A 7,960-nucleotide genomic window follows, 5' to 3' on the forward strand; every position below is an offset into this window, starting at 1 on the left:
GGCCACCTGGACCGGCGCCTGCTCGATATGCGGCCAGCCCGCACCCACCCCCGAACCCCACCACAGGACCTAACAAAGCCCTACTAGGTGCTGGACCGGTCGTACGACGGGACGCGCGCCGCGACCCTGGCCGAGTACCGCAACCGGCACTACGTGTACCAGTTCACGCAGGCCGGGTACCGGGCGTACCGGGCGGTGGAGGACGTGCTCGGCGCGAGCCTGGAGGACGCCCAGCTCTCCCGCCTCGTCTTCCCCGACATCCTCGGCGACCTGAGCGCGCTGGCCGAGGCCAACACGGCGGGTGACGGCGAGGAGGTGTACCGCAAGCTGGGCCGTCTCGACTCGGTGCTGAACGAGATGGCGCAGCGCGCCGCCCGTTTCTACCTCATGCTGGGCGACCTGGCGCGCACTAACGACACCCGGCCCGAGGTGTTCCTCGCCCACAAGGACGCGCTCCTCGCGCACATGCGGGAGTTCACCGCCGAGCTCGGCCGCTACGCCCCGCTGCTCGCCGAGGCGGTCGAGAAGGCCGCGGCCACCGGTGTGGACCGGATGATCGAGTATGCGGCCGAGGCCGACGAGCGGCTCTTCCGCAGCCCCGCCGAGCGGCTGGCGGACTGGCGGTACCGGTGGGACGGCATCGTCCACTGGTTCGCGGAGCGTGAGCACAGCGAGACCGAGCGGCTGCAGGACGCCACCGTCACCGCGATCCGCTCCGTCCTCGCCCTGCTGCGCCGGGTCACGGAGGCACGCCGGGGCGGGGTGAGCCGGGAGAGCCAACTGCGCCGCCTCGCCCAGTGGTTCACCTCCTGCGAGAGCGACGAGGACGCGCACGCCTTGTTCCAGGCCGTCTTGGGGCTCGGCGCACCCCGGCACATCGCCGTCCCGTACGCCGACCCCGAGCGGATCCCGTCCCGTACGTCCTGGTGGGAGGCCGAGCCGGTCGAACTCGCCCGCACCCTCGTCCAGTCCGGCCGCACCCCAGCCCTGCACGGCCCCGGCCGCATCGAACGCGACGACGACCGGCGGGCCCTGCTCCGCGCCGGGCAGCTCAAGGAACAGGCCGAGCGCCGCGCTGCCGCGAACACCCTTGCATCGGACGGTGTGTACGGCCGGATGCTCGACGAGCCCGAGACGCGGGCCCTGCTGGCTCTGCTGGACGTGGCGCTCGCCGCCCGTGTTCCTGCCAGTCGCCTGGTCGCCACCGCCTCCGGTGCCGCCCACGGAGTACGGCTCACCCTCGTCCCCGCCGAGGGCTCCACGACTGTCGACACCGTGCGCGGTCGCGTCCATCTCGACGGGCTGCGCCTGGAAGTCACCGGATGAGCCGCGTCGCCGAGGGTGTCTCCCCGCTTGAACTCGCCGACTATCAGAAGGCGGTACGGCTCGTCCTGCGGCATCCGCTGGTCACGCCCGGGTATCCGGACAAGGCGGCGCTGGCGACGGTGCGCCGCTGGGCCGGGCAGATGCGGCACCGACTTGATGGAGGTGTTCGGCTACCGTCTTGGCACCACCGCCGACACCGCCCGGTTGCAGCGCGCCCAGGACGGCCTGGACGCCACCCGTCCGGCCCTCACCCCTGCGGGCCGCCCCTTCGACCGTCGCGCCACGCCTACCTCGTCCTCACCCTCGCGGCCCTGGGCCGGCACGGTGCGCAGGTGGCGCTGGGAGAGCTGGCCGACACGGTCGCCGCCGACGCCGTACGCATCGACGGGCTCGGCCTCGACACCGCCCGCAAACCCGACCGGGACGCCTTCGTCGACGCCGTCACCTGGCTCACCGAACGCGGCGCGCTCACCCTTGCCGACGGCTCCGCCACCGCCTGGTCGGCGACCCCGAGCGCGCCGAGGCGCTTTACGACATCGACCGCGAGATCCTCCTCGCCGTCCACCATCCGACCCGTGTCCTGCAGCACCTGACCTCCGTCACCTCCCTCCTCGACTCCGGCGGCGCGCTCGGCATGTCCGCGGGCCGCGCCGCCCAGCGCCGGGACCAAGCCCGCCGCGCCCGCCGCCTGGTGCTGGAGAACCCGGTCGCCTACTACGCCGACGCCGACACCGAACTCCTGGGCCAGCTGCGGGCCCCCGCCCTCGCCGAGGACCTGGAGCGCCTGACCGGGCTGACGGTGGAACGGCGGGGCGAGGGCGCGGCGCTCATCGACACCTCCGGCAGGCTGTCCGACATCCGCTTTCCCGGCGGCGGCACCGTCGCGCAGGCCGCGCTGCTCCTCGCCGCCCGGATCAGCGCGGCCGTGCAGCGTTCCGGACGGCACGCCCTCGAACTGCTGCCCGCGCCCACCGCCGCCGAACGCCTCGCGGCCCGCGCCCGGCGCATCGACGGCGCCCTCCCGACGCGCTCGGTGATCGCCGAGTTCGCCGCGGCCGACGCGGATGCCACGTACGAGACGCACGAGCCGTACGAGGCCCACGACGTGGCGGGGGAGAAGCGGGAAGAGACCCGGTATCCCTTCGTCACGGACTCCTGGCTCCGGGGCCGGCTCAAGGAAATCACCGGCGAGTACGGTGCGGGCTTCGCCGCCGATCTGCGCGGCGACCCGGACCGGCTGCTCGGCCAGGCTCTCGACCTGCTCGCCGCCATGTCGCTGATCACCCGGGTCGACGGCGGAGCCCTCGCCCTCCCCTGCTCGCCCGCTACCGAGGTGTCACGGCCCGGGTGAGAACTCGTACGGCCGCTCAACTCCCGGCTCATACAGCCCTGTTGGCTGGCGAAACCGCCAAGGACCCGACTCCGTGAGCACCCCGCTCCCACCCCGGCCGACGCCCCTGTCCCTGCCCCGGCTGGACCGACCGCTCCCACCCAGGCTGGCACGCCTGCCCCCGCCCAGGCCCTCGCTCCCGCCCCGGCCAGCCCACTACGCTTCCACTCGCGCCGGGATCATCAACCTGTGGGACTACCGGGACGAGGAGTTCTCCTTCGCCGGCGGCTGGCTGGTGCTGCGCGGTCCCAACGGGTCCGGCAAGACCAAGGCCCTCGAAGTCCTCTTCCCGTTCGTCCTCGACGGCCGTATCGACCCCAAGCGGCTCAACCCGTTCGCCGCAGAGGACCGCACGATGAAGTCCAACCTGCTCCTCCGCGGGCAGGACAGCGCGCTCGGCTACGTCTGGATCGAATTCACCCACCGGGAGACCGGCGAGGCCGTCACCTGCGGCATCGGGCTGCACGCCCAGCGGCCCCGGGACACACCGGCCCGCTGGCACTTCGTCGCCGAGGGCCGCGTCGGCGAGGACTTCTCCCTCCTCACCCACGACGACCGGCCGATGACGAAGAAGCAGCTCGCCGCCGAGCTGGGACGCGAGCTGATCGCCTCCACGGCCGACTACCGCGCCGCCGTCGACCGGCGCCTGTTCGGCCTCGGCCGGGAGCGGTACGAGCAACTGCTCACCCTGATCCTCACCCTGCGCCGCCCGCAGCTCGCCAAGAACCTCGACCCGGCCAAGCTCTCCGACACCCTCACCGCGGGCCTGCGCCCCCTCGACGACGACCTGATCGCCGAGGCGGCCCGCTCCTTCGACGACATGGAGTCCGTGCAGCGCACCCTGGAGGGACTGGCCGCCGCCGACGACGCCACCCGGGCCTTCCTCGCGAGCTACTCCACCTGTCTGCGGGTCCACGCCCGCAGCACCGCGGACCGGCTCACCGCCCGCCGTACCGAGACCGCCGAGCGCGCCGCCGCGCTGCGTACCGCCGTTGCGGATCTCGCGGCGGCCCGCGAGCGGCAGGCCGCCGCCGAGACCCGCGCCGAGTCGGCCGACGCCTCACTCGCCGCCCAGCGCGCCCGACTGGACCAGCTGCGCTCCTCCGCCGCCTACCAGGCCGTCGAGCAACTGGCCGACCTGGAGCGCCTGGTGCGCACCTGCGAGCAGACCGCCCGGCAGGCCACCGCCGAACGCGAACGCCGTACGGCCGCCACCGGCCGCGCCCGAGCCGAGGCCGAACACACCGCCCGGCTTGCCGCCGAACTCGACGCCGCCGTCTCCCGCGACGCGGCCACGGTCGCCGACCACGCCCACACCGCCGGCCTGCCCTGGACCCCGACGGACGCCGAGCCCGCCCGCTTCGCCCTGGACGATCTGCAGGCCCAACTCGCCGCCGCCGGACAGGACTACCGGCCCGAATGGGACGGCTCCGACGGGGTCATCGTCGTCCGCGTGGCCGACGAGGAGGGCCCGCTGCCCGTCGCCGCCTTCGCACAGAAGATCTCCTCCCATCGTCGTGACCAGGCCGAACTGCTCTCCGAGTCCGAGCAGCGCATCCTGGAGGACGCCCTGCTGACCCGGCTCGCCCAGCAGATCCACGACCGCACCGTCGACGCCCGTAACCTGATCAGGCGGATGAACACCGACATGCGCAAGCGGAAGATGTCGTCGGGGACGACGGTCGGTGTGAGCTGGCTGCTCGCCGACCATCTCGACGACGAGCAGCGCGCCGTCTGCGCCCTCCTCGACGCCGATGCCGCCCGCCTCGGTCCGGACGGTCTTGCCCGGGTGCGCGTCCACTTCGCCGCGCAGATCAAGACCGCCCGGGCCCGCCACCGCGACCTGCCCTACCGGGAGTTGCTCGCCGAGGTCCTCGACTACCGGCGCTGGCGGCAGTTCGCGTTCCAACTGGTACGGCCCGGCGAGTCCGGAAAGACGGAGGAGCGGCTCACCCGCGCCCGGCACAGCCGTTTGTCGGGCGGCGAGCAGTCGGTGTCGCTACACCTGCCGCTGTTCGCCGCCGCGCATGCCATGCTCAACTCCGCCGACCCGCACGCCCCGCGCCTGCTCGCCCTCGACGAGGCCTTCGCGGGCGTGGACGATACCGGGCGCGGCGAACTCATGTCGCTGGCCGCCCAGTTCGACCTCGACCTGTTCATGACCGGCTACGACCTGTGGGCCGCCCACGCCTCCGTGTCCGCCGCAGCCCAGTGACATTAAGGTCACTGATTGCCACACCCGGGTGCCACAGTGTGAAACACGGTGAACACGGGGGCGTCATGGTCGGTACGACGGCGAAGCACCTTACGCCGGAAAGCCTTCGCGGATCGGCATACGTCAAATACCATGATCGCGCGCGTTGTTGACGTGGTGCATGGTGAAGTTGGCGAGATTAGGGGGCGCAGTGGCGGCGGTGTTCGTCGACCGTTTGGACAGCCTGGACGTGATTGGGAGCATCGCGGGGAGGCTGGAGGAGGGCACCAGCAGCGTCCTGGTCGTCGAGGGCGACTCGGGCATGGGTAAAACGTCCCTACTGGCCGAGGTATGTCGCAGGTCCTCCGGCGGCGCCTGCCGTGTGGTGCTGGTCAGTTGTGTACCAGGACTTGGTAGGGGAGGCGAGTACGGACCGTTCCTCGACGCCCTTGCCGAACTGAGCTCAGCCTCGCGTGCCGGGAAACGCAGGTCGATGGTGGCCCGTGCGCTGCGGCGAGGAGCTGGCGCTGCCGCGCCGGCCGTGGTGTCCCTCGCGTTTCCCGGAGTCGGCGGAGTGGTCGAGGCGGGAACGGCGGCGGTCAGGTCGGCCCTCGCCACCGGGTCCCTTCCGGCGGACAGTTTGGGTTCGGTGCGGACCATCATGGCCCACCAGATCAGCGAGGCATTGTTGGCGGAGGCGCGCGACGGCGCACCGCTTCTGCTGCTGATCGATGACATCCAGTTGTTCGACGAGGGGAGCCGTGAACTCCTCCACATACTGCTGCGCAAGCTCGAAGGCGAGCCGCTCAGCCTGGTGCTGGGCCTCGGCTCCTACACGTCGACGACGGCGAGTGGCGCGGAGATGGAGCAACTGCTCCGTGTGTGGGAGACGAGGCACAACCTGCTGATCGCCCGGCACCAGATCGGGTCGCTGCCGGACTGGGCCGTTGGTGACCTTGTCTCGGCCAGGTTGGAGGGCCAGGACGTTCCTGTCGGCTTCGCCGAGCAGGTGCACTCGGTGACGGGTGGGCGCCCCGTCTTCGTGGACCAGGTCCTGAAGCTGTGGCGCCCCGGCTACGGGACAGACGTACCACTGCCGAACGAACTGCCGCACGCGGTGAGGGAACGCTTCCGGGGTATCGACCCCGAAGCCCAGGAACTGCTTGTCCTCGGGGCCACCGCGGGCCAGTTCTTCTTCTCACACACGCTCGCCGAAGTGACAGGGATGCCCCAGATCCGCGTTCAGGATCTGCTGCACGGCGTGGCGCGTGACCACGGGCTGGTGCGCGAACGGCGCCGTGCGGACATGCCCCGCTGGGCGGACGGACTGCACATCGACTGGTACGACTTCGAGCACCGAGCCCTCCAGTGGTGCATCCGTGAAGGGCATCAGGACGAGGGGGCGCGACTGCTGAGGCACGCCCAAGTGGCCGAGGCGCTGGAGAGACTGCCGCGGGCCGGCGAGGATCTTCCGCGTGAGGTCCGCGTCATGATCGCTGACCACCTGCGCGCGGCCGGGCCCTCCCGTGCTGCCGCGAGCGCCGGCGCCCACTACCGGCTCGCCCGGTCCGTGGCCGTGGACGAGCTGGCGTTCGTCCAGGCCGAGAAGTACTGCCGGACGGCCCTCGATTCGGCCCGGCAGCTGCCCTTGGGTGACCCGGAACGCGACCATCTGCTGGTGGAGGCGGCCGAACTGCTGCTGAGCCTCACCGAGGTGCGCTGGAAGGGCAGCGGGAGCGAAGCGGAGTCTCCCAGTATCGACACGCTCGCGGCTGAGGCCGAGGAGTCGGCCCGCCGCCTCGGTGACCCGCTGCTGATGGCACGCACCGCGCTGCTGCGCGGGAAGACACTGCTGGCGGTGCACGGTCTTGATCCCTCGCTGGAGAAACACCAGGAGGCGGTCGCTCTCGCCCGCGAGTGCGGTCCGGAGGGCACCGAAGTGCTCTACGTAGCACTTGTCGAGTACGGCCGCCAGCTGCCCAAGCGCGACCTGGAAGCCGGCCTGAGGGTGTTGTTCGAGGCCGAGGAACTGTACGCCTCCGCTGCCGAGCTCGGCGATGTCGCGAGCCCGCTGCTTCAGCACGCGCGCAACCTCAACGAGATGCAGATCGGCGTCAACCTCTTCGACGCGAGCCGCTTCGACGAAGCCCTGCAGCGGCTGCTGCGCTGCGTGGAACGGTTGAGTGGTGAGGCCATGCGCGGCGAACTGCCCATAGCGTTGAACTATCTCGCTCAACTGCACATCGCCATGGGCGACATGGAGGAGGCGGAGGCCGCGCTGGCCAGAGCGCTGGCCTTCGAGGAGGAGTACCAGGAGGAGCGCGAGAGCATCAGCGGCTGGCACGCGTACAACAACGCGCTCCTGGCCCTGATCGCCTCCCGCACACCCGAGCGCGCGCCAGAGGCGCTCCGGCGGATCCGGGCAGCATGGCTGGAGACGCAGGAGACGTGGCTGGTCAACCTGGTGCCCATCGTCCGCAACCTGTACGTGGACGTGCTCATGGCCGTAGGGGAGGACTCCAGGTTGGCGCTCCAGCTGATCGGGGACACCCTCGTCGAGACCGAGACCACGAAGATGGAGCGCAGCCGCATCGCCGCGTTCTGCCTGCGCAGCCGTCTCCGGCTCGCGGAGGGCGATGCCCGGAGCGCGGTGGAGGACGCCCGGGCGGCGTACGCGATCCTCGAAGAGCGGGGTGCGATGCCCGCCCTGCGTACGGAAGAAGTGCTGTACGACGTCTCGCGCGCCCTGGCTGCTGACGGTACCGACGATGAAGCTGCCGACCTGCTGGAACGGGCCCGTGCCGAGGTACGCCGCAAGGCGGACAGCATCGCAGACCCACGTCGGCGGGCACACTTCCTGAACAGCGTACCGCTCAACCAGGCCCTGTTCGCGGACGTGCCGTCGGAATCCGGCGGGTTCGCGGTTACAGTGCGGGACCAGGGTGATTCGCAGACGCAGGAGTAGTAGGGCTTTGTTAGGTACCCCGGTTGTTCGTGCGTGGGTAGGGTGTGATCTTCTTTCGGGCGTGACACCTGAGGAGATGGAGGAT

At 71.2% G+C, this 7,960-nt stretch carries 5 protein-coding genes; all 5 read left to right on the forward strand.

The window, feature by feature from the left end:
- Window positions 1–87 precede the first annotated feature (87 nt).
- The 5 genes from H8R17_RS43610 (at window position 88) to H8R17_RS43625 (ending at window position 7,875) form a co-directional block, all read left to right on the forward strand.
- Entirely contained in the window at window positions 88–1,326 is a 1,239-nt protein-coding gene (locus H8R17_RS43610; RefSeq protein WP_316959727.1) for a TIGR02677 family protein, read from the forward strand.
- The gene (locus H8R17_RS48300; RefSeq protein WP_262505991.1) at window positions 1,323–1,919 is read left to right on the forward strand and encodes a DUF2398 family protein; all 597 of its coding nucleotides are present in this window, start codon (window positions 1,323–1,325) and stop codon (window positions 1,917–1,919) included. The genes H8R17_RS43610 and H8R17_RS48300 overlap by 4 nt, the downstream gene beginning before the upstream one ends.
- Complete coding sequence (locus H8R17_RS48305) at window positions 1,874–2,677, forward strand: DUF2398 family protein (RefSeq protein ID WP_316959729.1); 804 nt, start codon at window positions 1,874–1,876, stop codon at window positions 2,675–2,677. The genes H8R17_RS48300 and H8R17_RS48305 overlap by 46 nt, the downstream gene beginning before the upstream one ends.
- A gap of 73 nt (window positions 2,678–2,750) precedes the next feature.
- Window positions 2,751–4,931, forward strand: coding sequence for an SbcC/MukB-like Walker B domain-containing protein (locus H8R17_RS43620; RefSeq protein WP_316959728.1), 2,181 nt, complete (start codon window positions 2,751–2,753; stop codon window positions 4,929–4,931).
- A gap of 229 nt (window positions 4,932–5,160) precedes the next feature.
- Window positions 5,161–7,875, forward strand: coding sequence for an AAA family ATPase (locus H8R17_RS43625; RefSeq protein WP_187828718.1), 2,715 nt, complete (start codon window positions 5,161–5,163; stop codon window positions 7,873–7,875).
- The last annotated feature ends 85 nt before the right edge of the window (window positions 7,876–7,960 follow it).

The organism is Streptomyces sp. TRM68367 (assembly GCF_014495685.1).
Taxonomy (GTDB): Bacteria; Actinomycetota; Actinomycetes; order Streptomycetales; family Streptomycetaceae; genus Streptomyces.